At 74.9% G+C, this 1,111-nt stretch carries 1 protein-coding gene; it reads left to right on the top strand.

The window, feature by feature from the left end; translation table 11 throughout:
- Positions 1-1,111: HD domain-containing protein (locus AWZ10_RS06090; RefSeq protein WP_159058217.1), on the top strand; the 1,111-nt coding region annotated here is incomplete at both ends.

The following is a 1,111-nucleotide window of genomic DNA, read 5'->3' as shown; positions in this document are numbered from 1 at the left end:
TGCCGCTGTCCCTGCACGCCGTACGACGCCTGGCGGCGGCAGCCCGGCCGCTGCCGACGCCCTGGCCCGCCGAGGCACGCGAGCAGCTCGTCACGCTGCTGGGTTCCGGGCGCCCGACCGTCGACGTCTGGGAGGCGCTGGAGGCCGAGGGCCTCATCACGCACCTGCTGCCCGACTGGGAGCGGGTGCGCTGCCGGCCGCAGCGCAACGCCGTCCACATCTGGACCGTCGACCGGCACCTCATCGAGACCGCGGTCCAGGCCTCCGAAATGACCCGCCGGGTCCACCGGCCCGACCTCCTGCTCGTCGCCGCGCTGCTCCACGACATCGGCAAGGGCTGGCCCGGCGACCACTCCGTCGCCGGCGAGATCATCGTCAAGGACGTGGCGGCCAGGATCGGCTTCGACCGCGACGACGTGGCGGTGCTCTCCACCCTCGTACGTCATCATCTGCTGCTGGTCGACACGGCCACCCGGCGTGACCTGGAGGACCCGGCCACCGTCCGGTCCGTGGCCGACGCCGTCGGATCGCCGGGCACGCTCGAACTGCTGCACGCGCTGACCGAGTCGGACGCGCTGGCCACGGGGCCCGCCGCCTGGTCGTCGTGGCGTGCCTCGCTCGTGTCCGAGCTGGTCCAGCGGGTCGACGCGCTGTTCGCCGGGGACGTCCCGCAGGAGCCGGAGCCCGGCGAGACCAGCGCCGAGCAGGAGCGGCTGGCCATCGAGGCGTTCCGCACGGGCGGGCCGGTGCTGTCGCTGCGCGCGCAGACGGAGGCCGCCGCCGAGGAGAAGGACGACAAGGCCGACCCCGAGCCGCTCGGCGTGGAACTCCTCATCGCCGTACCCGACCAGGCGGGCGTGCTGCCCGCGGTCGCCGGTGTGCTCGCCCTGCACCGGCTGACCGTGCGCACGGCCGAACTCGGGACGTTCGACCTCCCCGACGGCGTCGAGGGCTCGGTACTGCTGCTGAACTGGCGGGTGGCCGCCGAGTACGGCTCGCTGCCCCAGGCGGCCCGGCTCCGCGCGGACCTCGTACGGGCGCTGGACGGGTCGCTGGACATCGCCGGGCGGCTGGCCGAGCGGGATGCCGCCTATCCCCGGCGGCGGGGCGT

The sequence above is a fragment of the Streptomyces europaeiscabiei genome (assembly GCF_001550375.1).
In the GTDB taxonomy this organism is placed as follows: Bacteria; Actinomycetota; Actinomycetes; order Streptomycetales; family Streptomycetaceae; genus Streptomyces; species Streptomyces europaeiscabiei.
The sequence above is the reverse complement of the archived record's forward strand: the minus strand, read 5'-3'. Positions and strand labels throughout refer to the sequence as shown.